Genomic DNA, 25,505 nt, shown 5'->3' with positions numbered 1-25,505 from the left:
CGCGCTGATCGGCTTGCTCATGCTGATGGGGCTGGCCGCGAAGAACTCGATCCTGCTGGTCGAACATGCCATCGAGTCCGAGCGCAGCGGCGTGTCGCAACACGACGCGCTGATCGAGGCGTGCCGCGAGCGCGCCCGCCCGATCGTGATGACCACGGTGGCGATGGCCGCAGGCATGGTGCCCACGGCCCTGGGCCTCGGGGAGGGATCCGAGTTCCGCGTTCCCATGGCGCTGGCCGTGATCGGCGGTCTGATATCGTCCACCGCACTATCGCTGGTGCTAGTGCCCGTGGTGTATGAGGTGATCGACGATTTCGAAAATCGGCTGCTACCACGCCTCGCCAGGCTGGTGGGCCCCGGACGCGCCGAGACCGGGCGGAAGGAGCACGCGTGATGGGGTACGAAGCGCCAATCCTCGCCGCGATCTCCTACAGCCTGCGCGGGAGCTTCGAGGTCTCAGCGGCGCTCCCACGCGAACTGCAGGAGCTGATCGATCGGATCGGATCGCCGGATGCCGGGACCGCGGATCGCGCCTTCGGCCGCGACCTTGCCGCGCTGCGCCCGCGCCTGCGGTCCTATGCCCGCTCGCTCAGCCGCGAGGAAGAGGTGGCGGATGATCTCGTGCAGGATACGATGCTCCGGGCCTGGTCGGCGCGTTCGGGGTTCCAGCCGGGTACCAGCCTGCGGGCATGGACCTTCACGATCATCCGCAATGTCTTCCTCAGCCAGCGCCACCGTGGACGCTTCGTGGGCGACTACGACGAGATCGACGCCGAACACAGGCTGGCGCAACCAGCCAGCCAGACCGCCATCGCGGAGCTGAGCGAGGTTGCTGGCCTGGTCGACGTGCTTCCTGCCGCGCAGCGGGAAGCGCTACGCCTCGTGGCGATTGAGAACCTCTCGTACGAAGAGGCGGCGCAACAGTCCGGGATCTCGCTCGGCGCGATGAAAAGTCGCGTGTGCCGTGCGCGCGTCGCGCTGAAGGCGATGTTGGAAGGGGAGCAAAGCAGGCCGACCGCTGCCATCGAACCGCCGCAAGCGGTCGCGGAGCCGATCCGCGAGCCCGGCAGACTACGGCGCGCCTGGGCGGAAGCCAAGGCGGAAGGCCGGCCGCTCCTGATCGGATGACAGCAAGCCCCTCTATTGAGAAGTTGAGGTGATGACCAGAAACTTGACAGCCATCGCTCTTGCCGCCTGCCTGGTCGCGGGATGTTCGACCGGCGGGCAGAAGCTGACGCAGTCGGGCTTTCTCGGCCATCAGCAGCCGCTGCAACGGGCGGGCAAGCACAAGAACGCCGCCTTCTGGGTGGCGCCGACGTTCCACGGTGCGATGTATCGGCGTGTCGTGGTGGCACCGGTCGAATGGCATGCCCCCCCCAGGGAGGCCGCGGTCCAGGAGCAGCTGACACGAAAATTCCACGATGCGCTGACCGAGCGCCTCGCCGGCCGCTACCGGATCGTCGAGGAGAGCGACGCCGACGCGTCGACGCTGCGGGTGCGCGCCGCAATCACCAACGTGCGTCGGACCCGCTGGTACATCAACGCACCCGCCCAGGTCGCGTCCAGCCTGACTTTCGGCACCGTCAGCCTGTTCGCGCCGCTTCAGGGTGGCGCGAGCGAGGAGGTACAGATCGAGGATGCGCGCACCGGGGCGGTGCTCGCGAAACTCGCCGCCTTTCGGAACGGCAAGCCCTGGAACGTTAAGGGGTCATACGTCGCCTACGATCATGCCCGCATGGCGTTCGCCGAGGCCGCCCGGCGGCTGGACGAGGTGCTGGCCGGGTCGATCGTTGCCGGCCAATCGGACGGACGCTGAGGGTCGCATGAAACGCTTCTGGCTACGAACGATCCCGGCGGCCGCGCTGGCGGTTTCAGGATGTGCGACGATGCCGCTACGCACGCCCTACACGGCGACCGATCTGTCATCCGCCATGCCGCTGGGCGAACAGCAGCAGGTCCGCTTCTGGTCGGAGGACGACGACGCGGCCTATGACCGCTGGAGTGCGTCCCTGCTCGACCAGCGCCGGAACGCCGGATTGGCGATGCCGCGCACGCTGCTGGCGCTGTCCGGAGGCTCCGACAAAGGCGCGTTCAGTGCCGGACTGCTGAACGGGTGGAGCCGGCGCGGCGATCGTCCAAGCTTCGACGTGGTCACGGGCGTGAGCACGGGTGCGCTGATCGCACCGTTCGCCTTCCTGGGTCCACAGGAAGACGCGGCGCTGACCGCCATCTACACCGGCATCGGCGCACGCGACGTGTATCGCCAGCGCGTTCTTCGGGGTCTGTTCGGCGGATCCAGCCTGGTCGACAGCCGCCCCCTTGCGAAACTGATCGCACGCTATGCCGACGTCGCGCTGGTCGAGCGAGTCGCCGCCGAACACCGCAAGGGACGCAGGCTGCTGGTGATGACCACCAACCTGGATGCCCAACGCGGCGTGATCTGGGACATGGGCGCGATCGCCGCCGGCACCTCGCCCGGTCGCGTTGCCCTGTTCCAGCAGGTGTTGCTGGCGTCCGCGAGCATACCGGGCGTGTTTCCGCCGGTGTTGATCGACGCCACCGCGAACGGCCGGCACTTTGCCGAGATGCATGTTGACGGAGGTGCGGTGTCCGGCTTCTTCGTTTTGCCGAGCCGTTTGCTCGCACAGGCTCCGCGTGACGAAGCGGGACGCGGTGCGATCTATCTGTTCTACAACGGCCGTTACACCCCGGCATTCAAGGTCGTGAAGCCTGACACGTTTGGTATCCTGTCGCGCGGGCTGGCGACGTCGCTGAGGTATCTGGATCGCGGCGGCGTCGAAGAGGTGCGCCGCTTCACGCGCGACCATACGTCCGCGTTCCGGCTGTGCTCCATCGAGGGGGACACGTTACGCGAGGATGCGCCGCTGTTCGACACCGCCCACATGCGAGAGCTCTATGCGCTAGGTACAAGCGAGGCGGCAGCCAAGCCAAACTGCCTGACGCCTTGATCCCGCGTCCCCTCACGGAGAGATGGCGGGTCTCTGGTCGCCATGAACCGTTTGATTCCCACGGGAACCCTCCCATTTATACAGTGTTCAGATAGCGGCGGATAATGAAGCCGTGAACCGGTCGACCGGTTTGGGCGTGTAGAGGAGTTCACCATGACCATTTTCGGCAGGCTGGGTATGGCGGTGGCGCTGGGAAGCATGACGGTTGCTACCGTGATGCCCGCGCAGGCACAGGCGCAGCGCGCGAACGGGTGGAACCGGGGCGGCGATCGGTCCTGGAATGGCAATCGCGGCTGGAACCGAGGGCGTGGCACCCGGAACCATGACCGGGCGGCCGCGGGTGCGGTTCTCGGCGGTCTGCTCGGCCTAGGCCTTGGCGCCGCGATCGCATCCAGCGCTCGCGACAGGTACCACCGACCGCGGGGCTACGCCTATGATACCCCGCCGCAGGTGACGTATCGCGGCGGGTACTACAACGACGCGCCGCCCCCGCCACCCCGCGGCTACTATCGTCAGACGGAACGCTGGGACTACTAGCTGAAACGCGGTCGGCGCGAGGCGCGCGCGCGTTACCGCCCAACCTGTTCAGCGATCCGGCCAGCGCGCCTCGATGATCGAAACTATGCTGGTGCCTAGCAGCGTGGCCTGCTCCGGTGGCACGCCTTCGGGTTGCGGCAGGTTCTCCAGTGCCATCGATGCCAGCCCATGTGCTGTGGCGATCGAAGCCACGACCTCGGGGTTGACGATCGTTGAGGTATCATCGGTGACGTCGACATCGCTGTAGGCCGCCATCAACCGCACCATGCGCTCCAGAGATCCTACTGCCGCGGCATGCAGCCTATCGTCCGATTTCAAGGTTTTGCTCCGGAACATCAGCCTGAACCGCTCGGGGTGGTCGAACGCAAAGCGCACAAATGCCAGCACGAGCGCCCGCAGGTCTTTCGCGACCTCGCCGCTCAGCGCAACCGCATCCATGTAGGTTGCCTGTTCGTCATACGCCCTGATCGCCACCTCTGTTAGAAGCCCGGCGGCGCTGCCGAAATGGTGCTTCGGCGCCCCCGGGGACACGCCGGCGCGTCGGGTCGCTTCCCGGAGCGAGAACCCCTCGAGCCCCCGCTCACGAACGATGGCATCCGCCGCGGCGATCAGGGTCTCCCGCAACGACCCGTGATGATAGGTTTCTCTGCTTTGCGCGCGCGCCATCGGAACCCAATCGTTTGAACAGCGTATAGATCGCCGTCATCCTCTATACGCCGTATAGATGGCGGCACCCTATAACAGCCTGAACCATCGGCGACGCAAGCGCGAATGGCGGGCGCTTTTTCCGGAGGACGGAATGAACAAGCAAATTCTGGCCGCCGCGCTTGTGGCCGGCGCCATGTCGACGGTGCCCCAAATCGCTTCTGCGCAGGATTGGCAGGCTCGCCACGAACACCGTGACCGGTCGAGCGACGACAAGACCCGCAACACCATCATCGGCGCGGGCCTGGGCCTGCTGGGCGGAGCGCTGCTGTCTGGCGGCGACCCCTGGGCGAGCGCGGCCGGCGCAGCTGCCGGTGGTGCGATCGGCAATGTGACCAGCAAAGACCGTCGCCAGCCGCGCTATCGGATCAGAAATCTCGATCGGTCGGTCAACGCTCGCGACGGACGGGACAACCGTCCGGCCTGGAAAGCCTCGTCGCCATCGAGCGTCCGGCCATACGGAGCTCGCAAGCCCACCTGATCGATCTCGGTCCCCATTCACTTCTGGAGTCAAAAAATGAAGAAGTTCGGCATCGCCATGCTGTGCGGCACCCTGCTTGCCACCGCAGCGACGGCGCAGACGGATGCCCGTACCAAGGCGTATATCGACGCGGGCTTCGCCACGATGGACGCCAACCGCGACGGCAAGGTCGACCGGTCCGAGTTCGATCGGTTCATGCGCATCCGCCTAGCGCGCCAGGCGCAGCAGCTCGACAGCGCCTTCGCGGGCTTGGACACCAACCAGGACAGTGGCATTGATCCCAGCGAGGCGGCGGTCCTGCCGCAGTTGGCCGATAATTTCGCCGCCGTCGACGCGGACAACAGCGGCAAAATCAGCAAGGGCGAACTGCGTGCCGCGGCGGCTGCTGCGCAGGCGCAGGAGGCCGGCTTCACCGCACGGTAGGGTCGCTTCATTACGACGGGCCGGAGGCGTCCGACCTCGTGCCCCCCCGCCCTGTAGACGCAATAGACCGCCTTTCAAGATGAGCCGCCCATGCACGTCACAAACCTGATCCGCCGGATGTGCTGGCTGATGCTGCTTGCGGCGGTTGCGGCACCATCGCCACCGGCCCTCGCGCAGGACACGCCGGTGTTGACGGCCAACCGCCAGCTGGCACAAGCCGAGCAGGACGTTCGCGGCGTGGATCGCGCGCTTGATGTCCGCGTCGATGCCGACGAGCGTCGCGGATTGCGCACCCGGATCCTGGCGGCCCGGGCGACCGTGGCGCTCGCTGCTTCGCAACTCTCCAAGCAGCTCGCGCTCGTCGATGCCCGATTGTCCGGTCTGGGTGACGCCGCCGCGGACGAGGCGCCGGACATCGCGAGACAGCGCAGGCAGTTGCGCCTGCAGCGATCGGCGATCGACGCTGCGGTGAAACGTGCCGGTCTGGCCGACGTGGAAGCCAGCCAGCTCGCCGAAGAACTCGATCGTAGCGAAGCCGAACAGTTCGCGCAGACGGTGGCCGCCAAGGTGGTGTCGCCGATTACTCCTGCCTTCTGGCGCTCGGTCTTCCGATCCGTGCCGCGCGATCTCCGACGCATCGAGATGTTCGCATCCCAGGGTGCCAGGCAGATCAGGGCGCAGGTGGATGCAGGTTTCCCCTGGGCCGCCATGTGCGGCGTGCTTTTCGCCGTGGCGCTGCTCTTTCCCGGCCGCCAGTGGCTGGCGCGGCTAGGCCAACGCTACCTGATCGAGGGGGCGCCCGGTCACCGGGTCCGTCGGTCGGCCTATGCCGTCTGGAGGGTGCTGCTCGGCACGCTTTCCCCGCTCCTGGCTGCCTTCGCTGTGGTGCAGGGCCTGCGCTGGTCGGGGCTTGCACCCGTGCGGTGGGACGACCTCCTGAACGTCGCGATGGCCGCATTCGGCTTCGGCGGGTTCACCGCTGCAATCACCGGTGCCGTTCTGATGCGGTCGCAGCCTTCGTGGCGGCTCGCACCGATCGACGATGAGGTGGCAAACCGTCTGCGCCCCCTGTCCTGGATGTTGGCGGGACTGGGTGCGGCCTGGCTGCTGGTGAACGGCTTCAACGATGCGGTTGGTGCCAGCCAGCCGGCACGGGTCGTCACCCAAGCGGTTATGGCGCTGCTCTACCTGCTGCTGATCGGCACGTTCCTGCTCGCGCTCGGGCGCATCCGCACCGACCGGTCCCGCCAAGACGACGGCGATGCCTCCACGACCCGGGCGGGGTTGGGGCTACTCGAACTGGCGGCATGGATGGCGGTGGGTGTCGCCCTCCTTGCCCTTCTTAGCGGCTATATCGGGCTGGCGTTCACCATCGTGCAGTTCCTGTCCTGGGCGACCGTGCTGGGGGCAGCCACCTATCTGCTCGGCAAGGCGAGCGACGACATCCTCACCAGCGTGTTCACGCGAGAAAGCCATCTCGGGCGAACCTTGACGCGAGGATTGGGACTTCGCGGCAGCGCGGTGGACCAGTTCGGCCTGATCCTGTCGGGAGGCACGCGCTTGGTCATCCTAGTGTTGGCGATCGGGGCGCTGCTTTCCCCGTTCGGTGGCAGCGGCGGCCTGTCGAGCATGTTCGGGCGCTTGGGCACGCTCTCGCAGGGCATCGAGATCGGGGAGGTCTCCGTGTCGCCGGGAACGATCCTGCGCGGTGCGGTGGTGCTGCTCGTCGGCCTCGCCCTGATGCGCGCCTTCATGCGCTGGCTGGACACCCGCTACCTGCCGGTCACCGACCTCGATGGGTCCGCCCGCAATTCGGTCAGCCTCGTGTCTCGCTACATCGGCGTAGCGCTCGCAATTATCTGGGCGCTGGCGTCCCTGGGGGTAGGAGTCGAGCGGCTAGCGTTGCTGCTGTCCGCACTTTCGGTCGGCATCGGCTTCGGCCTTCAGGCAATCACGCAAAACTTCGTGTCCGGCCTGATCCTACTGGCCGAGCGGCCGATCAAGATCGGCGACCTGATCCGGGTTGGAGCCGACGAAGGCGACGTGAAGCGGATCAACGTGCGATCCACCGAGATCGAGCTGGACGATCATTCCACGCTTATCGTCCCCAATTCCGAACTCATCACCAAGCCGGTGCTGAACAAGACACTGACCAGCCCTCTCGGGCGGGTACAGATCAAGTTCTCAGTTCCGATCGAAGCCGATCCAGCAAAGGTCAAAAGAATCCTGCTCCAGGCCTTTGCCGAGGAGGATGCCATTCTGACCGACCCTGCCCCCAGCGTGTTCGTCGATTCAATCGCAGACGGCCGCATCCTGTTCAACAGCTTCGCGCATGTCACCGGTCCACGCGCGGTCTACGGTGCACGCAGCGGCGTGCTGCTGGTGCTGCTGCACCGCCTCCAGCACGAAGGCGTCGTGGTCGGGACCGTTTCGTGAAGGCATGCGCCACGGTCCGGCAGCTGGGGGGGGCGTGGTGGATGCGATGCGCGGCATCGCCGCCGCGCGCGCTGCGGCCGACGTCGGCGGGGTCGCAAGCACTCCGCACCATGCGCCCGGGCTTAGTGGTGTTCAGGGCCGAACAGGGCTTTGCCGGCACCTTTGCCGAACTGGTGGTCGACGCCGTGCAGGATGCGCTTGCCGACGGCCATGTCTTTCTGGTCGGAAGCCGCGCCATCACGCTCGCGACCGAACGCGGCCGAACCCCGCCTGGACGGCGCCGCTGCCGAACCGGGCATCCGCCCTTACCCACTTAGCGACGCGGATATTGGATGCGGTCTATGCCTATCTGGTCGACGCCGGGGCAACGCCGATCGACCTCGTCTCTCCGGTCTGGCGGACAGGCCAGGGTCCCCATCTCGTCCGGCGCACCCTGCTGCCGTTCGACGAGAACGCGCACCCGCCGCAGCCGTCCGCGCTGCCGCCGGTGGTCAACCTGGCTCCGGGCGAGCTGATCGCCCGGCACGGTGAGGAATACGTCTTAGCCCAGTTGTGCGAGGCCGCGATCGAGGCCTGCGCCGCGGAGAATGAAGCGCGGATGACCACCATGGCAGCGGGCAAGACCAACATCGACGGCCGGCTTGCTGCCCTGCAGGTGGAAGAGCGGCTGACGCCAGGAGCAGATCACCGCGGAAGTGGTGGAGCTTGCGGCAGGCGCACGTTCGCGTCGGATAAAAGCCGCGCCTGTTTGACGGGCGTCAAGTTCAGCCGGGAGCAGCCTGCGTAGGTAGAGCATCAGCATCACAAGGAACATCTCGAATGGCGATCATGAAGGCGGCGGTTGCGCGAAACTTCGGACAGCCGCTCGTGATCGAGGAGCTTCCGATACCGACACCCGGCCCCGGCGAGGTGCTGGTCAAGATCGAGGCGACGGGCGTCTGCCATACCGATCTGCACGCCATCGACGGCGACTGGCCGGTCAAGCCGATCATGCCGCTCATCCCCGGGCATGAAGGGGTCGGCTATGTCGCGGCCCTGGGGCCGGGCGTCGACGACCTCAAGGAAGGAGACGCGGTCGGCATTCCGTGGCTGCACGATGCCTGCGGCCGCTGCGAATATTGCCAGACCGGCTGGGAGACGTTGTGCGAGCAGCAGCATAACAGCGGCTACGGCGTGAACGGCACCTATGCCGAATATGCGATCGGCAGCGCACCCTATGTCGGGCTCCTGCCGGCCAACCCAGACTTCCCCTCACTCGCCCCGATCCTGTGTGCCGGCGTCACCACCTACAAGGGGCTGAAGGAGACGGAGGCCAAGCCGGGCGAGTGGGTCGTGATCTCGGGGATCGGCGGGCTGGGGCACGTCGCCATCCAGTATGCCAAGGCGATGGGGCTGCACGTCGCGGCACTCGACGTTGCGCAGGACAAGCTCGATCTGGCAGCCGAGCTCGGCGCGGACGTGGTCGCCAACTGCAGCACCGAAGATGCGCCGGCAAAGATCGTGGCCGCCACCGGCGGCGGCGCGCACGGCGTGCTCGTGACCGCGGTCTCCCCGGCGGCATTCCAGCAGGCGATCGGTTGCGCGCGCCGGCGCGGCACCGTGGCCCTGGTCGGCCTGCCCCCGGGCGCGTTTCCGACCCCGATCTTCGACGTGGTATTGAAGCGGATCACCGTACGCGGCTCCATCGTGGGCACGCGCAAGGATCTGGCGGAGGCGCTGGCCTTCGCCGCGGAAGGCAAGGTCAGGACGACGGTCGCGGTGGAGCCGCTTTCCGCCGTGAACGATGTTCTGGACCGACTGCGCCGCGGCAAGGTGGAAGGGCGCATCGTCCTGCGGCCGTGACGGGCCTGCCGGCCAGCGCATGCCCTGGCCCCGATATCGCGGGAGCGGTTTCGTCCAGGCGCAGGCGCCTATCACCATGCTGTCACGGCGTGACCCTATCCTGCTGAGCTCGTGGAGGAAGAATCAACCATGTCCATCCAGCGCCGCAGCCTCATCGTCGGGGTGGGCGCTGCGGCCCTTCTCCCGGCATCCGTAACTCGTGGGACGACCCCACCTGTCCGGATCCCGATCGAACTCACGGAGAGCAGGGTACTCGTCGATTGCTCGATTGGTGGGCGCGGCCCCTTCCAATTTCTGATCGATACCGGCGGCACGATCGGCTTGATCGACATGAAGCTTGCCGAGAAGCTCAAGCTCAAAATGCTGGGCCAGACCACGCTGGCGCTGACGGTCGGCCGCAAACCCTATCCGATCCTTGAGGTGCCGGACTTCGAGTTTGGCGGACAATTGCGTCAGCCACGTGCGGCGTTCGCGGGCGTCGAGGACTTCGGGTTCGGCGGCGGCGCGGTGGGCTCGCTCGCCGCTGGCGTGCTGACGGCGGCCGACGGCGAGCTCGACTTCGAAATGCGCGAATGGCGCATCTATCAGGACGGCAGCCCCGATCGAACGGGCTGGACGCGCTACGAGCGGGCGATCGTCCATCATGGGAACCGCAACGGATCGGCCTTCATGTTTGCCGACGTCGTGCTCGGCGGAAGGAGTTTCCGGTTCGGACTGGACACCGGCATGCCAAACTCGACCCGGGTCTACCGCAAGGCCGCAGAGGCGATGGGACTTTGGGACGGCCCGCGCTGGAGCCCGACAGCCCCCGGCGGCAAGGGCCGCATGGTGCGAGCACCGGCGTTCGAGCTGGCCGGCGCCACCATTGAAGGGGTGATGGTAACCATGCTCGATAGACCCGAGTGGGGGGTCTTCGATGCGGGTATCGTGGGGCTCCCGCTTCTCCGGCGGTTCAACATCGCGACAGGTGCGGCTGAAGGCGCGGTTTACCTGAAGCGCAACGGCCTGGGCCCGCAGTCCGAGCGATACAATCGAGCAGGCATCTGGATCGAGCGAGACGGCAAGGAGACGAAGGTGGGCGTGGTGGGCGCAGGCAGCCCGGCAGAAGAGGCGGGACTGGAGCGCGGCGATCGCCTCATCGGTGCGGACTTCGATGCTTTGATCGACCGCATGTACGATCCCGCCGGGACGAAAATCGCATTGACTGTCGAACACGCGGGCGTTCGACGCGACCTTACCCTGACACTCGCTGACTATCTTTGAGCATAGCCAGAAACCGGGCATGTGTCCGGTTCTGGAATCACGAGCCGAATAGCCGGGCTAGCCGCTAGCTGTCATTGCGCTGTTGCTAATATACTGCCTTCCCAGCACCGCATATATCGCCGCTTCTGCGACAACGTGATGGCGGGAAGTGGTGGAGGCTGTGTGAGAACGGCTTGTGAGCGGAGATCGCAGGGACGGTAGCGAGACCGAGCACTCAGCCTTGCATGGCGGCGAGCAACCCTATCACGCCGAGGAGGGCGATGACGCGCTTAATGTTGTAGGCTAGGATATGGAGGCTGGCCTCGGTTGCGACGTTGTCGAGCCTCCGCATCTTGGAGTGGCCATCCAGTCCTTGAGCGTGCCAAGATGTGCTCGACCGTTCTTCGTCGGACACGCATGGCGTCGAGCCAACGCTCAAGGCGGCCTGCATGGCCTCAACCACTTCCTCGTGCTCCCATCGCTTGATGCGTCGCTCGATGCTGGCGGTGCAGCTCGCCTTGACGGCGTAGCGTGAGCGACAGGCAAGCGTTGCATAGCCATGGAGGATCAGCTCCTGCTCAAGGCTGGAGAAGCGTTTGGTCGGATTTCGCCCGCCGGGCAGCGATAGGTGTCGGTATCCCGCTGGTAGACAAATCCTGCTTGCCGAAGCGGCTGTCGGCCTTCGCACCCGACGTGAGCGGCTTGGGGCAGATCGGCACGAGGCCTGCCTCCTTGCAGGCCAGCACCTGGGGACCTGAGAAGTAGCCGCGGTCGGCCAGCACCGTGAGCGTATCGACACCCGTCGCCTCGCATGCCTGCTCCCCCATGCTCACCAGCTTGGAGAGGGCCTGCTCGATCGGGTTGAAGTCGGGACTATAGGGCGGAAGGAAGAGCAGCTTTGCTCCTGCGGCTTCGATGGCTTCGCGTGCGGCGGGAGCCATATGGCTCGACAGATTGTCCATGATGGCGATGTCGCCGGGCGACAGGTCGGGCACGAGCACCTGGCGGACATAGGAGACAAAGGCGCCGCGATTGTCCGGGCCATCGAGCACCATCGCTCACGATGAGCGCGCCGACGGCGGGCTCCGGCATGATCAGTTCCTCCTAGAACGCGTCGACATGCTCGCCGAACGCGGCAATCATTTGCTGTACGAAGGTCCGACTTGTTACCGACCGGCCGGCTGCGGTGCGAGCGGCGCCCGCAACGTCAGCCCACCCCGTCCGGCACGTCGGGCGAGAATGGCGCCAGCAACACGATGCGCGCCGATCGTTTCTGCAGCTCGGCGCGCCGAAACACCGACGCCTTATATCGCTCGAGCTGATCGCGGCCGAGGCCGGCACGTATCTTCACCTCGATACCAATCAGATAGAGGCTGGTTTCGATAATTAGATCCAGGCGGTCAGCGGCATCTCCCATCGGGCAAATTTCCGTGCCGACCCGGTACCCCGCCTCCAGCGCCGCGAACCAAATCCGTCGCTGGCAGCGCAGCGCGAAGATAGTGCGCCAAGAACTGTCTGGAGGTCCCGCCTTCGAACTCGGTGATCCAGAGCCCGGCCAGAGCGCGCGTGTTATGCACCTCATCATGGCCCAAGCTCGCCAGCGCCCAGGGATTTACGAGACCGCCCTGCGCCTTGGCGGTCGCGAGCGGCCCCTTCAGCGCCTGAAAGGCCGCCTGTAGGTCGCCCAGCGCGTAGAATTGCTTGGGCGCCCGCGGCTGCCGGGGTGGCAGCACGGCACGAAGCGCCAGGAAGGCGGTCTCCAGTGCGCTCGCCTGAAGAGCGTCAGCCACGTCGGCCCCTCGCGCGAGCCTCAGCCGCCGCGACAACCTCTCGCACCAGCACTGCTGGCCACACGCGACCGAGCTGGGCGTCCGAGGAATCGTTGGTGTGAAATCGGCCCGAGTAGATGCCGATGAAGTTGACTGCGCCATCGCCGGCTTCGATGCGGCCGTGCGTGCCCTCCAGCTCGACTTCGCCATGCGCTCTCTGGATGACCGGTGACCCGGACATGCCCGGCCGCGACGCGGTGTCCACGATCAGATAGCGCTGATGCTTGCTCGCGGTGAAGAACGGCTCGCTGGCAAAAGTTGCCTGTTTCCACACGGGCAGCCCGATACCGGGGCGACCGAACGGATAGCCGAGAATGAAGATCGGCATCCCGATACGCTGCTTGAGCGGCACGGTGCGGATCGCGTTCATCGGCATCACTGACGCTTCGCCGGGCGGCGGCAAATCGACGTCGAGAGCGGCGATGTCGACAGCGCGGCCGTGTTCCGGATGCTCGTCCCATAAAGGCTCGCCGCCCGCATCGACCGTCGGGACCCGGACGATCAATGGCGGTCGATCCCGATCGTTCAAGGGAACGTGCACCCGTAGATGATCCGGTATGCCGCCCTGCATATGCGTGACGTCGTTGGTCTCGTTGTTGCGACCAGAGACGACGTGCCAGTTCGTCACCAGGGACAGACGGCCGTCGAACCGCAACCACGGGAACGCGGTCGCACCTCCAAGGAGCTGGTCGCCGTAAAAGGCCTCGACATACAAGGGCACCAATGAGCAGGTGTCGATCCCGGACGCCGTCACTTCAGCCTTTCCATCCAGATCTTCGAGAAAACGGGCGCTGTCCGAGCGGCGATCCAGCCCCTGAGAAAAGAAAGCGGCTAGAGCCTCGCTGCGATATGCGTGTCTCCGATGAAACGAGAATGCAGCCGTGCGGCTAGGGCGTCGCCTCACCTGCCATAACGGTCAGTGGTTCTCCGGCCGAGCCGCCGCTCAAGCTGTCCTGCGTGAGTATCACGGTTGTTCCGGGTGTAAGAACCGCGCGCAACGCGGTGCGAAAATTTTCCGGCAGGCGCAAGCGGGAACGCTCCTCAACCGTGAGTTCCTGATCTGTCTCGGGAGGCTGCCCCGGAAGCTTCAGACGAATCCAGTGATCACCTGCTTCATCTCGTGCGCTCATGGCGTAAGCGGCGGGGCGGGTGATCGCGCGCTCCAAAGCGATGGTGGCCGAACCGATCTCGATGCCGTTGCGCAGCACGATCATGCGTCGGTCACGAGCGCTGACCAGGATCGACACCGGCCCACTTGGCGACAATTCTGGATTCCAGACGCTTGAGCCGCCTTGTTCGAGCGCTTCGCTGCCAGCGCGAGCGTTTCCACGCAGGAAGGCGGGCGTTGGCGCAAAGCGGGGCACAGCCTCCCCGTCGGTGATCAGTACCGTCAGGCCTATCCTCGTGACATCATATAAGAGACGGGCGAAGGCCAACGGCAACCGGATACAGCCGTGCGAAGCCGGATAGCCCGGAAGATTACCGGCATGGAGCGCAATGCCATCCCATGTCAGCCTCTGCATGAACGGCATAGGAGCATCATTGTAGAGATTGGATTTGTGGTCGACACGTTTTTGCAGGATCGTGAACACGCCGGTCGGCGTCTCATGGCCTGCTTTGCCGGTGGAGACAGTCGTTATCCCGATGGGGATGCCGTTGCGGTAGACGTAGGCACGCTGAACCCGCAGGCTGACGATCAGCAGGATCGGCCCGGTAGGCGCCACTTCCGGCGCCCACAAATACTCGCCCGGCTTCATTCGGCGAACCGCGTCTTCGACAGATGGGCCGTCCAGATCGACCTGCGCGTCGGCGAGGCCGGAGCGTGCGAGCACCAGCGCTCCGAAGAAGAGCGGAGCGCTACGCAGCACATGCCGACGATCGAGCCACCGCCCCTTGGTCATCTTCCAGCGCCGATTTGCGACAGGCTCCAAGGTCACGCCATCGCTCCGATCGTCTTGCGGAAACGGGAGAGCGCAACGGCGAAGAACACCGCGCCGATCACACCGATAGCAAGGAACTGCGGCCAGACCACGTCCAAACCCGCGCCGCGATAAAGTACCGCTTGGGCCATCTTCACGAAGTAGGTCGTCGGCGCGGCGAGCATGATGGTCTGTACGAACTCCGGCATGCTCTCGCTCGGGGTCGATCCGCCCGAAAGCATCTGGAGCGGCAGCAGGATGAGCATCAGCAACATGCCGAACTGCGGCATCGAACGGGCGACCGTCCCAAGAAATATGCCGATCGACGTCGTCGCGAACAGGTGCAGGCCGGCTCCGAGAAGGAACAGGAGCACGGATCCTTCGATCGGCACCTGCAGCACCCCCTGAATCACAATGGTCACGGCGAACGCACAGGCGGCGAGCACGACGAGTCCCATCGACCATACCTTGCTGGCCATGATCTCGAAGGGCGTTACCGGCATGACCAGCAGATGCTCGATCGTCCCGTGCTCGCGCTCGCGAATAAGGGCGGCGCCGGTCAGCACGATCGAGAGCATCGTCACATTGTTGATGATCTCCATCACGGCACCGAACCAGCTTTGCGCCAGTGTCGGGTTGAAGCGGGCTCGAAGGGCCAGGTCGACGGGCGGGGCGACGCTGGCACGCGTGCCCTGCATGAATTCGGAAACCTCTCCCTGTAGGATTTGCTGAATATAGGCGCCTCCGCTGAATGCCTGGCTCATGCGGGTGGCGTCGACGTTGAGTTGCACCGCCGGCTGTCGGCCGGCGAGCACGTCACGCTGAAAATCGGGCGGGATGTCGAGCGAAAAGGTGTAGCGCCCTGCATCCAGCGCGGCATCCACTTCGCTCAGCTGGATGAGCGAGGGTTTGGTAAAATGCGGTGGGTAGAAGGCGCTGATGATGCGATTGGAGAGTGGGGACTGATCCTCGTCGACGATCGCGATCGGCGCCCGGTGGAGCGTCTCGGGCGTGCCTGTCGCCGACACATAGATGCCGAGCGAAAAAGCATAAACGATCAGGAGCAGCATCATCGGATCGCGCCACAGGCTGCGCAGCTCCTTGATGCCCAGCCGATAGATGTTGAAGGCATGTTCCATGGCTCAGCTCTCCTGCTTCTTCAGCAGCAAGGCACAGAGACCCAGAATCACGGGAAAGGCGATGGCCAGCGCCACCAGTTCCTGCGTCAGATCGGCAAAGCCGAGCCCCTTGGAGAAAACGCCGCGGCAAATCGTCACGAAATGCGTGGTCGGAAAGATCGCGCCGATTATCGCGCCGGCCCCTTCCAGCGATGAGACCGGGTTGATGAAGCCGGAAAACTGGATTGCGGGCAGGATCGTACCCACCATGGTAGCGAACAACGCCGCGATCTGGCTGCGCATGAAGATCGAGAAGAGCAGACCAAGGGCGGTTGCCGAGAGCGTGTAGAACAAAGCGCCCACGGTCATGACAAGAACGTTGCCGGTGATCGGCACACCAAAGACTGCCCACGCAAGCAGCACCAGCATAACAAAGTTCGCCATGGCCAGAGCGGCATAGGGAAGCTGCTTTCCGAGCAGGAACTCGAGACGGCTGATCGGCGTCACATAAAAGTTGATGATCGATCCGAGTTCCTTTTCGCGCACGACGCTCAACGCCGTCAGCATCGCGGGTAGCAGCAGGAGCAGGACCGGAATCACCGCCGGCACGATGGCGACCAGGCTCTTGACGTCGGGATTATAGCGGTAGCGAAGCTCGATTCCGACGAGACCGGCGTCCGGACGGGCACCAAGTTCCTGCAACGCTGTCTCGCTCAGCCACTGCGCATGCATGGCCTGGATGTAGCCTTGCACTGTCTCGGCTCGCTGCGGCATGGCGCCGTCTATCCAGACGCCGATCTCGACCGGCGTACCGCGTCTCAGGTCGCGCGCAAAATTGGGCGGTATCTCTATCGCGACGCTGAGCTCGCCCGAGCGCATGCGCCGGTCGAGTTGGGCATAGTCCGTGATTTGCGGCCGCTCCACGAAGTAGCGTGAACCCGCAAGATTCAGCGCGTAGTTCTCGCTCGTGGTGGTGGCGTCGCGGTCGAGGATCGCGAAGGGCAGATCCTCCACGTCCGTGCTGACGCCATAGCCCATGATGAACATGAGCAGCACGCTTCCCAGCAGCGCCAGCGTTGCCCGGATCGGGTCGCGCCGAAGCTCCAGTGCCTCGCGACGGGCATAGCTCATCATCCGCCTGCGGCTGAACCAATGCGAACGGCGCGATGAAGAAGCCGGTACCTCAGGCTCCGCGCCGACCGGCGATTCTCGCATGGCGCTCCCGCGATCGTCGGCCGCCGGCTCTTCCTCTTCCGTCGCTTCCTTCAGATAGGAGATGAAAGCTTCTTCCAGGCTGGTGCTGCCCCTAGCCTCAACGATGGCTCCCGGCGTATCGGAGACAAGCACCTTTCCGGCGTGCATCAGCGAGATGCGGTCGCAGCGTTCCGCCTCATTCATGAAGTGAGTCGAAATGAAGATCGTCACCTTGTCGCGCCGCGACAGGTCGATCATCATCTGCCAGAACTGATCGCGCGCGATCGGGTCCACACCCGAGGTCGGCTCGTCGAGGATCAGCATCTCGGGCCGGTGAATCATTGCCACCGCAAGGCTGAGCCGCTGACGTTGACCGAGCGGAAGGGCGTCCGGCAACGCCTCGCTGATTTGGGTGAGGCCGAAGCGCTCCGCGACTTCCGCAACGCGACCGGCGACCTCGTCGGCGGGCACATGGAAGAGCTGCGCGTGCAGTTCCAGGTTCTGCCGGACCGTCAGCTCGGAATAGAGCGAGAAGGCCTGGCTCATATAGCCGACGCGGCGGCGAGTCGCCATGTCGTCATTCTCGACCTCGCGCCCGAATAGCCATGCCTGCCCCTCGCTCGCCTTGAGAAGGCCGGTCAGCATCTTCATGGTTGTCGACTTGCCGCAGCCGTTCGAGCCAAGGAAGCCGAAGATCTCGCCCCGCTCGATCCGGAAGTCGACGTGATCGACTGCGGTGAAGTCGCCGAAACGCATCGTGAGGCCCTTCGCCTCAATTGCGATCTCTTCCCCGCCGGTATCACGCTCGGGAATCTCGACCCGCTTATGACCCTGCCGCGCCTCTGCCGGCAGAAGTGCGATGAACGCCTGCTCCAAGGAGTTCGTGCCGGTTCGTTCGTAGAAGTCGTCGGTAGTACCGGTGGCGAGAACCCGCCCTGCATCCATCGCGACTAGCCAGTCGAACCGTTCGGCCTCCTCCATATAGGCGGTGGCGACCAGCACGCTCATCTGCGGCCGGTCCTCGCGGATGCGGTCGATCAGATCCCAGAACTGCGCGCGCGACAAGGGATCGACCCCGGTGGTCGGCTCGTCCAGCAACAGGAGGTCGGGATCGTGGATAAGCGCGCAGCACAGCCCGAGCTTCTGCTTCATGCCGCCCGACAGCTTCCCGGCCGGGCGGTTGCGGAACGGGGCGAGGCCGGTGCTCTCCGTCAGCTCGGAGATCCGCCGTTCCCGTTCCGCCGCATCCTGGCCGAAGAGACGGCCGAAGAACTCCAGGTTCTCGTCGATGGAGAGCGTGGGATAGAGGTTCTTGCCGAGGCCCTGCGGCATATAGGCAATCCGCGGGCACACCGATTCACGGTGCTCACGATCCGCGATGTCTCCGTCCAGGACCTCGACGCGGCCCTCCTGAACCGCTCGCGCGCCCGCGATGAGCGAGAACAGGCTGGATTTCCCGACACCATCCGGTCCGATCAGAGCGACCATTCGGCCCGCCGGGATTTCGAGCTCGACACCGTCGAGCGCCAGCGTCTTGCCGTAACGTACGCTGACCCCCGACAAGCGCGCCGCGAGCGGCGGCGGCGAAATCCCGGTCATCGCGTCACAATGACCGCCAGCTTCGCAGGCCACTCCGTCTTGGGATCGACACGCACATAGGCCATGCCGGGAAGGCCCGTCTTCACCTGGGTGATGTTGCGTTCGAGGAGCCTGCGATCGATCCGCGCTTTCACCCGGAACATCAGCTTCTGCCGCTCGCTCTCGGTTTCGACCGTCTTGGGCGTGAACTGAGCGACATCGGCGACGAAGCTGACCTTTGCCGGAATCACATAGTCCGGCGCCGCATCGAGCACGATCCGGACGTCCGATCCCAGCGCCACCTTGCCTGCCACAGTCTCGGGCAGGAAGAAGGTCATGGTGACGTCGCCCAGATTTACGAGGTTGAGGACGCGTCCGCCGCCGGCGACCACCTCGCCCGGCTGTGCGACCCTGTACTGGACACGCCCATCGGTCGGGGCGCGCAGATCACTGTCACGGATGTCCGCTTCGATCCGCTGGATGGTCGCGCTTGCTGCATCGACATTGGAGCGGGCGCCGATCACCTGGCTTCGTGCCGTGCCGATGGCCGCATCGACCGCGGCGAGCTGCGCCTTTGCCGCTTCGACGGCCGCGCTCGCCCCCTCCACCTGAGCCTGGTCGTCGTCGCGCTCCTGGACCGCGGTAGCGCCCTCCCGCGCCAGCGTCTCAGAACGCGTGAGCCGCTTTCGCGCGGCGTTGAGCTCCGCCTGGCGCTGCCGAACGGCGGCGAGAGCCGCCGCACGCTCGCTTTGTCGCTGTGCGACCTGGCTCTCCGCGGTCTGGATGGCGGTCTGCGCTTGTGCGAGCTGCGCTTGTGCTTCCGCCTTCTGCGCATTCAGGACATCGGTGTCCATGCGCGCGAGCACCTGGCCCGCTTTCACGAATGCACCCTCGTCGACGAGGATATCACGAATGCGGCCGGGGGACTTGGCGGAAACATCCAGCTCCACCGCTTCGAGCCGGCCGTTGCCGCTGGCAATTCCTACGGGAAGCTCCGAGGGCTTGAGCACTTGCCACAGCACGAAGGCCACGGCGATAACCACCGCCACGATGCCGCCCCGAACCAGCCATGTCTTCCGGGCTGCCTTCATCGCGCCTGTTCTCCTGAGCTTTGAATAATGGTGGCAGAGCCATCGGAAGCCGCCCGCCCGACAAATCCGCCGCCCAGTGCGGCGTAGAGGGCAACGGCGCTGGCAAGATGGCCGCGACGAAGCTGCACGAGCGCCTGCTCGGTCTCGAACAGGTCGCGCTGGGCGTCGAGGACTTCCAGATAGGCCGAGCGGCCGTTGTTAAAGCGAAGTTGGGCAAGTCTGGCGCGCTCCTGCAGGGCATCGAGCACGGTGCGCGTCGTCTGGATCTGAAGCGCCAGTTGGCGGCGCCGGACCAGAGCGTCCGACACGTCGCGAAATGCAACCTGAACGGTTTTTTCATAATCCGCCACCGCCGCGACCTGCCGGGCCTTCACGACATCGAGGTTGGCCGCGAGGCGGCCGGCGTTGAAAAGGGGTTGCGTGATCGTCGGCGTGAAGCTCCATGAGCGGTTGCCGTCGCCGAAAAGCCCATCGAGGTCCGAACTCGCCGCGCCGAATGCAGCGGTCAAATTGATATTGGGAAAGAAGGCGGCACGGGCTGCGCCGATGTTCGCGTCGGCGGCGCGCAGGCGATATTCGGCCGCTAGGATGTCGGGCCGGTTTGCGAGCAGTTCGGACGGCAGGCCCGCGGGCAGGTTGATCTCGGGCGCAGCCTCGACAAGGCCGAGCGGCCCCGGCGGGATCTCCATCTGCCGCCCCACCAACAGGGCAAGCGCATTGCGATTGACCGCGCGGTCCTGATCCAGGCTCTGCAGCGTCGTCTGCGCCTGCGCGAGCAGCATCTGCGCCTGCGTCATCTCCAGCTTCGAGCCTGAGCCCACCTCGTAGCGGCGCCGCATGATCCGCAGCGCTTCCTCGCGCGTCGTGATCGTCCGCTGCGCGATCGCCACGCGCTCCTCATATTCACGTTCGAGCAGATAGCCGTTCGCAACCTGGGAGACGAGGTCCGTCGCGACCGCCCTCCGTGCTTCCTCCGTTGCGAGATACTGGTCCCGCGCTGCTTCCCTCAGGTTCCGCAACCGTCCCCAGAAGTCGATCTCCCAGCCTGCGCTGAGTTGCGCGCTCACCTGCTTGACGTCGTAGCTCTGGGTGCCAAGTCCTGGGAGGTTGATGATCGAGCGTCCGCGCGTGCCCGTTCCGACTGCGTTGAGCTCGGGGTACAATGCGGCCCCTTCGATCCGCCAGGAAGCGCGAGCCTCGGCGATGCGCGCCGTCGCAATCCGTATGTCGCGATTGTTCTCGAGGGCGGCAGCAATCAGGGCGCGCAGGTGCTCCTCGCGGAAGAAGTCGTACCAGCCGATATGGGCAATCGATGTCCCCGGGATGGCTGCGCCGGGATACTCCTGCGGGACAGGCTGTGCAGGACGTACATGGGCGGGCGCGAATGAGCATCCGGCTAGAAGGATTGGTCCCCCGACAGACAATGCCAAGCTCGCATGCCGCCGCTTTCCTGCTCTGATCGGTCTCGATTCAGCCATGTGCTGGTGCGCTGTCCTCATTCTTTGTGGGGCATTATCGGCCCCGCCTCCGAGACGAGGCAGCCGATACCGAACCAAAGGTGCCTCAGGACGCGGTGGGCGATTTCGCCCGTGCCCCCTGATCGGGCGCCGCCTGCTCCACGGTCGCCGTTTTCCTCGATGGGTCCGTCGACATCTCGGTCAGTGGCTGGAACCACGCCAGCATGCTTTCGCCGAATGCCTGCTGGCTCTCCGTCACTTGCGCGAGCACGTCCTTGCAGCAGGTCTGCCATTCTTCAACGGCAGACCTGACCCTTGCAACCGACGCCTCTCGCGACCCCTTCACTTCACCGAAGAGAGCCGCCAATCGCCCACTGTCGAAGGCAGGTACGCTTCCAGGCTTCCCATCTCCTAACGGGTTAAGAACGACTTCAAACGCCTTGGCGCCGATTCGAGCATGTTCCTCAACCGCTTCGCGGGCGCTCTGGAACAGCGATGTTATCAACTGTCCGTTGGCTTTACCGAGCACTCTGATCTGGTCGTACGGATAGGTCATAGCTTCGAGTCCTTTAACGGAACCGCAGAGAGCAGTTCTCCCCTTAACGCTGCGTTGCAGAAAATGAAATGCCTCCCCGGAACCGGCGCCGGCGCAAGGCCGTTCACCCGTTGGCGACATATTGGCCACCGTTGATCGTGAGGACGGACCCGGTGCAGAACGCCGCCTTGGGCGAGACGAGATAGGAGACGGCTTCGGCGATCTCGTCGGGCTCGCCAAGCCGGCCGACGGGGATGCCGGCGACGATTTCATCCCGAACCTCTCCCCTCAGGGCCGCAACCATGTCGGTGTCGATGTATCCGGGGCAGACCGCGTTAACCGTGATCCCGCGCGAAGCGGTTTCATGGGCAAGCGCCTTGGTAAATCCAATTACCCCGGCCTTGGCCGCGGAATAGTTGACCTGCCCCGCCTGGCCCTTCTGCCCATTGATCGACGAGATATTGACAATCCGTCCGAACCGACGCTCGCGCATTCCCCCGATCACTGCCTGGGTCATGGCGAACATGGAGTCGAGGTTGGTCGCGAGCACCTCGCGCCACTGCACCCAGCTCATGCGGTGAAACATCCCGTCTCGCGTGATCCCGGCATTGTTGACGAGCGCAGCCACAGGGCCAAGTGCGGCCTCCACTAGGGCAACGCCCTCGCGGCAGGCAGCCTCATCCGCGACATCCCACCGGAATACCGATATGCCTGTTTCGCGGCTAAATTGCTCGGCGACCTGATCGTTGCCATGATAGACGCTCGCGACGGGCCAGCCCGCGGACTTCAGCGATCGGGCGATGGCGCCGCCGATCCCGCGCGTGCCTCCGGTAACGAGAGCGATGCTTGTCATGCCCTCCGATCCCCTATTGTTCAGGAGGTGCCTGTCTTCTCGCTCTGAGAAGCTCTCCGGGCGGGCATATGTACACCTGGCAGTGTCGATATGGCCCAGAAAGATGCCCATGATCAAGGGCGCCCTTCAATATGGTCGTCAGCAAGGCTAGTGACGTAGATGTGCCGTCACGGAAATCATCCTCGCCCAAGCAGATGCTTGCTCCCCGCGACCCCAGGGGCGGCAGACCCTCACGGGAAATCGCTGCCCGCCTCGGAGGGCATATTCTTGAGGTCGCGCTCGACCAGCTCGTCGTGCATGGTCCTGACAAGACGAGCATGGATGCCATCGCGTTAGCGGCAAAGGTCTCCAAGCGGACCCTTTATGCCCGGTATGGCTCGAAGGTCGGCCTGCTTATCGCTGCACTGGAACATGCGATCGATGATCGACACGAGCCGATCGTCGCCGCGGCACGCCGGGGGACCCCGCGCCAGCGTTTGATGCGTGCTGCACGGAAAATGCTGGATGTGTCTCTCACCCCTGAAATCCTCGCCGTGGAGAAGCTGGCGCTCTGGGCGCGAGACCAGCTTATCGAAAGTGGCGACGCCGAAGCGAAGATTAACATCCAGCACGGACCGATGCTGATCCAGAAAGTGCTGGAGGAGGCACTGGAGGCGGATGAAGTCAAGTCCCTCGACCTGCCATTCCTCGCGACGATGATCTTCGACAACCTTGTTATGGTGCCGCGGATGCGGATCCTGATCAGGCTAGACTTGCCGAACTCGGCAAGGGCGAAGAAGGCGTATCTGGAACAGACGCTCGATGTTTTCGCCCGGGCCTTTCCACTCCTTCGCGCTTGATACCTCACCCTCGGATAGCATCCCCCGAGATCACGCTCGCGATACTGCAGCGCATCGACAAAGCTGCGGTTCCGCCTGGGCGCCGCGGCGGGATTATCCGCGCGGAACCCGGAATCACCGCGAGCCTCTCCATCACAGTCAGAGCCGACGCACGTTGTTTCGGTTGGTGCCGGTGAGGCCAGTACGTCTCCTTCGTTGATGGATCGTGTTTGCAATTGATCGATCTCGCGAACGCCATGCACTGGAGCAACGCTGCCAGCATCTTACTGTCGAACGTGATCATGCCGCTGGATCATCCGGGGCCTCGTGCCTTGAGCTCCAACGACCAAGGCGAAAGACGGTATTTGCACGATGAAGCGGGGCAGTCGCCCTGGAAGCGGTTTGACAATCGAAATACGAAACTATTAGGTTTAGTTCGTGACAATGCCGTAGCCGGTGTCGAGAGAAGCGCACGGATGATCGGCAAGCAGGATCTGGCGGCGGAAGAGGTTGCAAGAATGGCGCCGGTATCGCCCTCGCCCGGCTTTGCCGTGCGGCTTGGACGGTCTCGCCGCCTCGACCCGGCGACAGCTCAGAGCCGGGAGACGAGCATGTCTAATTTCGGAGGCAAGACTGTGATCGTGACTGACGCTGCGGTGCGACGGGGCGAGGAAGTGGTCCGCGCGGCCCCACATCATCTTCCTGAGTGAGGATCGGTCATGAGCGCTGAAAACTCAACCCCCGCCCCCGACCCGGTTGACGGCATCGCCGAAACGCTGGACAATACCGCGGGCGCGGTGATCGCACAGATGACCGGAGGTCTCTCTCCTGCCACCGTTCTCCAGGCCTTTTCGGACTGGGCCTTGCATCTCGCCGTCTCACCGGGCAAGCAGCTGCAACTGGCAGCAAAAGGCGCACGGAAGCCCTTCCGGCTCCTAGACTATGCACTGCGAAGTGCCAAAGACCATGATGCGGCACCCGCGATCGAGCCCTTACCGCAGGATCGTCGCTTCTCGGATCCGGTCTGGAAGACGCCGCCGTTCAATCTTCTTTCCCAGGCCTTCCTGCTCAACCAACAATGGTGGCATGCCGCAACTACGGGGGTGAGCGGGCTTTCGAAGCACCATGAGGAAATGGTCGCCTTCACCGCCCGGCAGATGCTCGACACGCTCGCCCCTACCAACTTCCTCGCGACGAACCCCATGCTCCAGCAAAGAATCCTGGAGACCGGCGGGCAATGCCTCGTAGACGGCTTTCAGCATCTGCTCGAGGACATGCAGCGTCTGGTGCGCGGCGCCCCCCCCGTGGGCGCCGAAGCATTCCGCGTCGGCGGCAATGTCGCCACCTCCAGAGGCAAGGTCGTTTATCGTAACCGGGTGATGGAGCTGATCCAGTACGAGCCTACCGTCGAGAAGGTTCGCCCCGAACCGATCCTGATCGTGCCGGCCTGGATTATGAAGTACTACATCCTCGACCTGTCGCCCGAGAACTCGCTGGTTCGGTGGCTGACGGTCCAGGGCTTCACGGTCTTCATGATTTCCTGGCACAATCCCGGTCCGCAGGACCGGGATCTCGACATGGAGTCCTATCGCCTGATGGGGCCTATGGCCGCGCTCGACGCAGTAACGGCCATTACGGGCGGCGCTTCCGTCCATGCGGTCGGCTACTGTCTCGGCGGCACCTTGCTCGCGATCGCGGCTGCCACGATGGCGCGGGACGACGACGATCGACTCGCCAGCATCACGCTGCTCGCGGCGCAGACCGAGTTCAGCGAGCCCGGCGAGCTCGGCCTGTTCATCGACGAGGGGCAACTGAACCTGCTCGAGAAGATGATGTGGACCTGGGGCTATCTCGACAGCGGCCAGATGGGCGGCGCCTTTCAGATCCTGAAGTCGAATGACCTCGTCTGGTCACGGATCCTCACCGAATATCTGATGGGCGAACGCGAGCCGATGAACGACCTCATGGCCTGGAACGCCGACGGCACGCGCATGCCGTACGCGATGCACAGCCAATATCTGCGGCGTCTGTTCCTTGAGGACAGTCTGGCCGAAGGCAAATATAAAATCGAAGGCAGGACCATCAGTCTGTCGGCCGTCCGGAAGCCGGTGTTCGCGGTCGGCACCGAGCGCGACCATGTCGCGCCCTGGCGCTCGGTGCACAAGATCCATCTGCTCACCGGCGCCGAGATCACGTTCGTGCTGACGAGCGGCGGGCACAATGCAGGCATCGTATCGGAGCCGGGACACAAGGGCAGGCGCTATCGGGTGCTGACGCGCGCGGTGGACGGCCCCACCTACGATCCCGAGGAATGGGAACTGCGCGCCGAGCAGAAGCAGGGATCATGGTGGATCGAATGGGGTGAATGGCTTGCCCGTCACTCGGGTGAGCCCATCGCGCCGCCGCCGATGGGCGCCGCCGACAAAAGCTACGGCGCGATCGCCGATGCGCCGGGCCACTATGTGCTGGAGCGCTGAG

Annotated in this window: 27 protein-coding genes and 1 pseudogene; 15 read left to right on the top strand and 13 right to left on the bottom strand. The window is 64.7% G+C overall.

The genetic code is table 11. From position 1 onward, the window contains the following. The 5 genes from LK533_RS16675 to LK533_RS16655 form a co-directional block, all read left to right on the top strand. Positions 1-394 (top strand): efflux RND transporter permease subunit (locus LK533_RS16675; protein ID WP_324255327.1); only part of this gene is annotated, 394 nt, incomplete at its 5' end. Continuing rightward, positions 394-1,128, top strand: coding sequence for a sigma-70 family RNA polymerase sigma factor (locus LK533_RS16670; protein WP_229364199.1), 735 nt, complete (start codon positions 394-396; stop codon positions 1,126-1,128). The genes LK533_RS16675 and LK533_RS16670, both read left to right, overlap by 1 nt. Before the next feature lie 31 nt (positions 1,129-1,159). Next, on the top strand, positions 1,160-1,816 hold the full coding sequence (locus LK533_RS16665) for a DUF3313 family protein (RefSeq protein WP_229364197.1): 657 nt from the start codon (positions 1,160-1,162) through the stop codon (positions 1,814-1,816). Positions 1,817-1,886: 70 nt separating this feature from the next. Then, positions 1,887-2,969: a patatin-like phospholipase family protein gene (locus LK533_RS16660; protein WP_229364196.1), complete on the top strand. Its 1,083-nt coding sequence runs from the start codon at positions 1,887-1,889 to the stop codon at positions 2,967-2,969. Positions 2,970-3,122: 153 nt separating this feature from the next. Next, positions 3,123-3,506, top strand: a complete 384-nt coding sequence (locus tag LK533_RS16655) for a hypothetical protein (RefSeq protein WP_229364195.1) — start codon at positions 3,123-3,125, stop codon at positions 3,504-3,506. 48 nt (positions 3,507-3,554) lie between these two features. Here the strand turns inward: LK533_RS16655 and LK533_RS16650 are convergent, their stop codons facing one another. Beyond that, positions 3,555-4,172, bottom strand: a complete 618-nt coding sequence (locus LK533_RS16650; RefSeq protein WP_229364194.1) for a TetR/AcrR family transcriptional regulator — start codon at positions 4,170-4,172, stop codon at positions 3,555-3,557. A gap of 58 nt (positions 4,173-4,230) precedes the next feature. Between LK533_RS16650 and LK533_RS16645 the strand changes: the two genes are divergently transcribed. From LK533_RS16645 to LK533_RS16615, 7 genes are all read left to right on the top strand, one after another. Further along, positions 4,231-4,692, top strand: coding sequence for a hypothetical protein (locus LK533_RS16645; RefSeq protein ID WP_229364193.1), 462 nt, complete (start codon positions 4,231-4,233; stop codon positions 4,690-4,692). 36 nt (positions 4,693-4,728) lie between these two features. After that, the gene (locus LK533_RS16640) at positions 4,729-5,115 is read left to right on the top strand and encodes a hypothetical protein (RefSeq protein WP_229364192.1); all 387 of its coding nucleotides are present in this window, start codon (positions 4,729-4,731) and stop codon (positions 5,113-5,115) included. 90 nt (positions 5,116-5,205) lie between these two features. Next, on the top strand, positions 5,206-7,551 hold the full coding sequence (locus LK533_RS16635; protein ID WP_229364191.1) for a DUF3772 domain-containing protein: 2,346 nt from the start codon (positions 5,206-5,208) through the stop codon (positions 7,549-7,551). Positions 7,552-7,661: 110 nt separating this feature from the next. Next, entirely contained in the window at positions 7,662-7,868 is a 207-nt protein-coding gene (locus tag LK533_RS16630) for a hypothetical protein (protein ID WP_229364190.1), read from the top strand. A gap of 11 nt (positions 7,869-7,879) precedes the next feature. Beyond that, positions 7,880-8,338, top strand: coding sequence for a hypothetical protein (locus LK533_RS16625; RefSeq protein WP_229364189.1), 459 nt, complete (start codon positions 7,880-7,882; stop codon positions 8,336-8,338). A gap of 32 nt (positions 8,339-8,370) precedes the next feature. After that, positions 8,371-9,393 carry an alcohol dehydrogenase AdhP gene (gene adhP, locus LK533_RS16620; RefSeq protein WP_229364188.1) on the top strand — a complete coding sequence of 341 codons (1,023 nt, stop codon included), beginning with the start codon at positions 8,371-8,373 and terminating at the stop codon, positions 9,391-9,393. Positions 9,394-9,522: 129 nt separating this feature from the next. Continuing rightward, positions 9,523-10,656, top strand: a complete 1,134-nt coding sequence (locus LK533_RS16615; RefSeq protein WP_229364187.1) for a retropepsin-like aspartic protease — start codon at positions 9,523-9,525, stop codon at positions 10,654-10,656. A gap of 214 nt (positions 10,657-10,870) precedes the next feature. Here LK533_RS16615 and LK533_RS16610 read toward each other — a convergent pair whose 3' ends face one another. The 12 genes and pseudogenes from LK533_RS16610 to phbB form a co-directional block, all read right to left on the bottom strand. Next, positions 10,871-11,050: a hypothetical protein gene (locus LK533_RS16610; protein WP_229364186.1), complete on the bottom strand. Its 180-nt coding sequence runs from the start codon at positions 11,048-11,050 to the stop codon at positions 10,871-10,873. Positions 11,051-11,435: 385 nt separating this feature from the next. Continuing rightward, positions 11,436-11,687, bottom strand: a pseudogene (locus LK533_RS16605) (transposase); the annotation flags it as partial. 155 nt (positions 11,688-11,842) lie between these two features. Continuing rightward, the gene (locus LK533_RS16600) at positions 11,843-12,052 is read right to left on the bottom strand and encodes a PD-(D/E)XK nuclease family protein (protein ID WP_229364185.1); all 210 of its coding nucleotides are present in this window, start codon (positions 12,050-12,052) and stop codon (positions 11,843-11,845) included. Next, positions 12,036-12,425: a hypothetical protein gene (locus LK533_RS16595; protein WP_229364184.1), complete on the bottom strand. Its 390-nt coding sequence runs from the start codon at positions 12,423-12,425 to the stop codon at positions 12,036-12,038. Before LK533_RS16595 ends, LK533_RS16600 begins: the two co-directional genes overlap by 17 nt. After that, entirely contained in the window at positions 12,418-13,218 is an 801-nt protein-coding gene (locus LK533_RS16590; RefSeq protein WP_229364183.1) for a S1 family peptidase, read from the bottom strand. Before LK533_RS16590 ends, LK533_RS16595 begins: the two co-directional genes overlap by 8 nt. Before the next feature lie 133 nt (positions 13,219-13,351). Continuing rightward, positions 13,352-14,401: a L,D-transpeptidase gene (locus tag LK533_RS16585; protein WP_229364182.1), complete on the bottom strand. Its 1,050-nt coding sequence runs from the start codon at positions 14,399-14,401 to the stop codon at positions 13,352-13,354. Further along, positions 14,398-15,522 carry an ABC transporter permease gene (locus tag LK533_RS16580; RefSeq protein WP_229364181.1) on the bottom strand — a complete coding sequence of 375 codons (1,125 nt, stop codon included), beginning with the start codon at positions 15,520-15,522 and terminating at the stop codon, positions 14,398-14,400. Before LK533_RS16580 ends, LK533_RS16585 begins: the two co-directional genes overlap by 4 nt. 3 nt (positions 15,523-15,525) lie before the next feature. Next, positions 15,526-18,294 carry a ribosome-associated ATPase/putative transporter RbbA gene (gene rbbA / locus LK533_RS16575; RefSeq protein WP_229364180.1) on the bottom strand — a complete coding sequence of 923 codons (2,769 nt, stop codon included), beginning with the start codon at positions 18,292-18,294 and terminating at the stop codon, positions 15,526-15,528. Continuing rightward, on the bottom strand, positions 18,291-19,364 hold the full coding sequence (locus LK533_RS16570; protein WP_229364179.1) for an HlyD family secretion protein: 1,074 nt from the start codon (positions 19,362-19,364) through the stop codon (positions 18,291-18,293). Before LK533_RS16570 ends, rbbA begins: the two co-directional genes overlap by 4 nt. After that, positions 19,361-20,920, bottom strand: a complete 1,560-nt coding sequence (locus LK533_RS16565; RefSeq protein ID WP_229364178.1) for an efflux transporter outer membrane subunit — start codon at positions 20,918-20,920, stop codon at positions 19,361-19,363. Before LK533_RS16565 ends, LK533_RS16570 begins: the two co-directional genes overlap by 4 nt. A gap of 7 nt (positions 20,921-20,927) precedes the next feature. Further along, entirely contained in the window at positions 20,928-21,377 is a 450-nt protein-coding gene (locus LK533_RS16560; protein WP_229364177.1) for a hypothetical protein, read from the bottom strand. A 103-nt stretch (positions 21,378-21,480) separates the two neighbouring features. Next, positions 21,481-22,209 carry an acetoacetyl-CoA reductase gene (gene phbB, locus LK533_RS16555; protein WP_229364176.1) on the bottom strand — a complete coding sequence of 243 codons (729 nt, stop codon included), beginning with the start codon at positions 22,207-22,209 and terminating at the stop codon, positions 21,481-21,483. A gap of 131 nt (positions 22,210-22,340) precedes the next feature. Between phbB and LK533_RS16550 the strand changes: the two genes are divergently transcribed. The 3 genes from LK533_RS16550 (at position 22,341) to LK533_RS16540 (ending at position 25,504) form a co-directional block, all read left to right on the top strand. Continuing rightward, positions 22,341-23,048 (top strand): TetR/AcrR family transcriptional regulator, encoded by a 708-nt coding sequence (locus LK533_RS16550; protein WP_229364175.1) that lies wholly within the window; start codon positions 22,341-22,343, stop codon positions 23,046-23,048. Positions 23,049-23,257: 209 nt separating this feature from the next. Then, complete coding sequence (locus LK533_RS16545) at positions 23,258-23,737, top strand: hypothetical protein (RefSeq protein WP_229364174.1); 480 nt, start codon at positions 23,258-23,260, stop codon at positions 23,735-23,737. A 9-nt stretch (positions 23,738-23,746) separates the two neighbouring features. Next, the gene (locus tag LK533_RS16540) at positions 23,747-25,504 is read left to right on the top strand and encodes a PHA/PHB synthase family protein (RefSeq protein WP_229364173.1); all 1,758 of its coding nucleotides are present in this window, start codon (positions 23,747-23,749) and stop codon (positions 25,502-25,504) included. Position 25,505: the final 1 nt, after the last annotated feature.

Origin of the sequence: Sphingomonas sp. PL-96 (assembly GCF_020707215.1) — a bacterium.
Lineage (GTDB): Bacteria > Pseudomonadota > Alphaproteobacteria > Sphingomonadales > Sphingomonadaceae > Sphingomonas.
The sequence above is the reverse complement of the archived record's forward strand: the minus strand, read 5'-3'. Positions and strand labels throughout refer to the sequence as shown.

What these genes read in the sequence shown, in the direction of transcription:
- LK533_RS16670 (WP_229364199.1), top strand. Translation starts at nt 394, where the DNA reads ATGGGGTACGAAGCGCCAATCCTCGCCGCGATCTCCTACAGCCTGCGC.
- LK533_RS16665 (WP_229364197.1), top strand. Translation starts at nt 1,160, where the DNA reads ATGACCAGAAACTTGACAGCCATCGCTCTTGCCGCCTGCCTGGTCGCG.
- LK533_RS16660 (WP_229364196.1), top strand. Translation starts at nt 1,887, where the DNA reads ATGCCGCTACGCACGCCCTACACGGCGACCGATCTGTCATCCGCCATG.
- LK533_RS16655 (WP_229364195.1), top strand. Translation starts at nt 3,123, where the DNA reads ATGACCATTTTCGGCAGGCTGGGTATGGCGGTGGCGCTGGGAAGCATG.
- LK533_RS16650 (WP_229364194.1), bottom strand. Translation starts at nt 4,172, where the DNA reads ATGGCGCGCGCGCAAAGCAGAGAAACCTATCATCACGGGTCGTTGCGG.
- LK533_RS16645 (WP_229364193.1), top strand. Translation starts at nt 4,231, where the DNA reads ATGGCGGCACCCTATAACAGCCTGAACCATCGGCGACGCAAGCGCGAA.
- LK533_RS16640 (WP_229364192.1), top strand. Translation starts at nt 4,729, where the DNA reads ATGAAGAAGTTCGGCATCGCCATGCTGTGCGGCACCCTGCTTGCCACC.
- LK533_RS16635 (WP_229364191.1), top strand. Translation starts at nt 5,206, where the DNA reads ATGCACGTCACAAACCTGATCCGCCGGATGTGCTGGCTGATGCTGCTT.
- LK533_RS16630 (WP_229364190.1), top strand. Translation starts at nt 7,662, where the DNA reads ATGCGCCCGGGCTTAGTGGTGTTCAGGGCCGAACAGGGCTTTGCCGGC.
- adhP (WP_229364188.1), top strand. Translation starts at nt 8,371, where the DNA reads ATGGCGATCATGAAGGCGGCGGTTGCGCGAAACTTCGGACAGCCGCTC.
- LK533_RS16615 (WP_229364187.1), top strand. Translation starts at nt 9,523, where the DNA reads ATGTCCATCCAGCGCCGCAGCCTCATCGTCGGGGTGGGCGCTGCGGCC.
- LK533_RS16600 (WP_229364185.1), bottom strand. Translation starts at nt 12,052, where the DNA reads ATGGGAGATGCCGCTGACCGCCTGGATCTAATTATCGAAACCAGCCTC.
- LK533_RS16580 (WP_229364181.1), bottom strand. Translation starts at nt 15,522, where the DNA reads ATGGAACATGCCTTCAACATCTATCGGCTGGGCATCAAGGAGCTGCGC.
- rbbA (WP_229364180.1), bottom strand. Translation starts at nt 18,294, where the DNA reads ATGACCGGGATTTCGCCGCCGCCGCTCGCGGCGCGCTTGTCGGGGGTC.
- LK533_RS16570 (WP_229364179.1), bottom strand. Translation starts at nt 19,364, where the DNA reads ATGAAGGCAGCCCGGAAGACATGGCTGGTTCGGGGCGGCATCGTGGCG.
- LK533_RS16560 (WP_229364177.1), bottom strand. Translation starts at nt 21,377, where the DNA reads ATGACCTATCCGTACGACCAGATCAGAGTGCTCGGTAAAGCCAACGGA.
- phbB (WP_229364176.1), bottom strand. Translation starts at nt 22,209, where the DNA reads ATGACAAGCATCGCTCTCGTTACCGGAGGCACGCGCGGGATCGGCGGC.
- LK533_RS16550 (WP_229364175.1), top strand. Translation starts at nt 22,341, where the DNA reads ATGGTCGTCAGCAAGGCTAGTGACGTAGATGTGCCGTCACGGAAATCA.
- LK533_RS16540 (WP_229364173.1), top strand. Translation starts at nt 23,747, where the DNA reads ATGAGCGCTGAAAACTCAACCCCCGCCCCCGACCCGGTTGACGGCATC.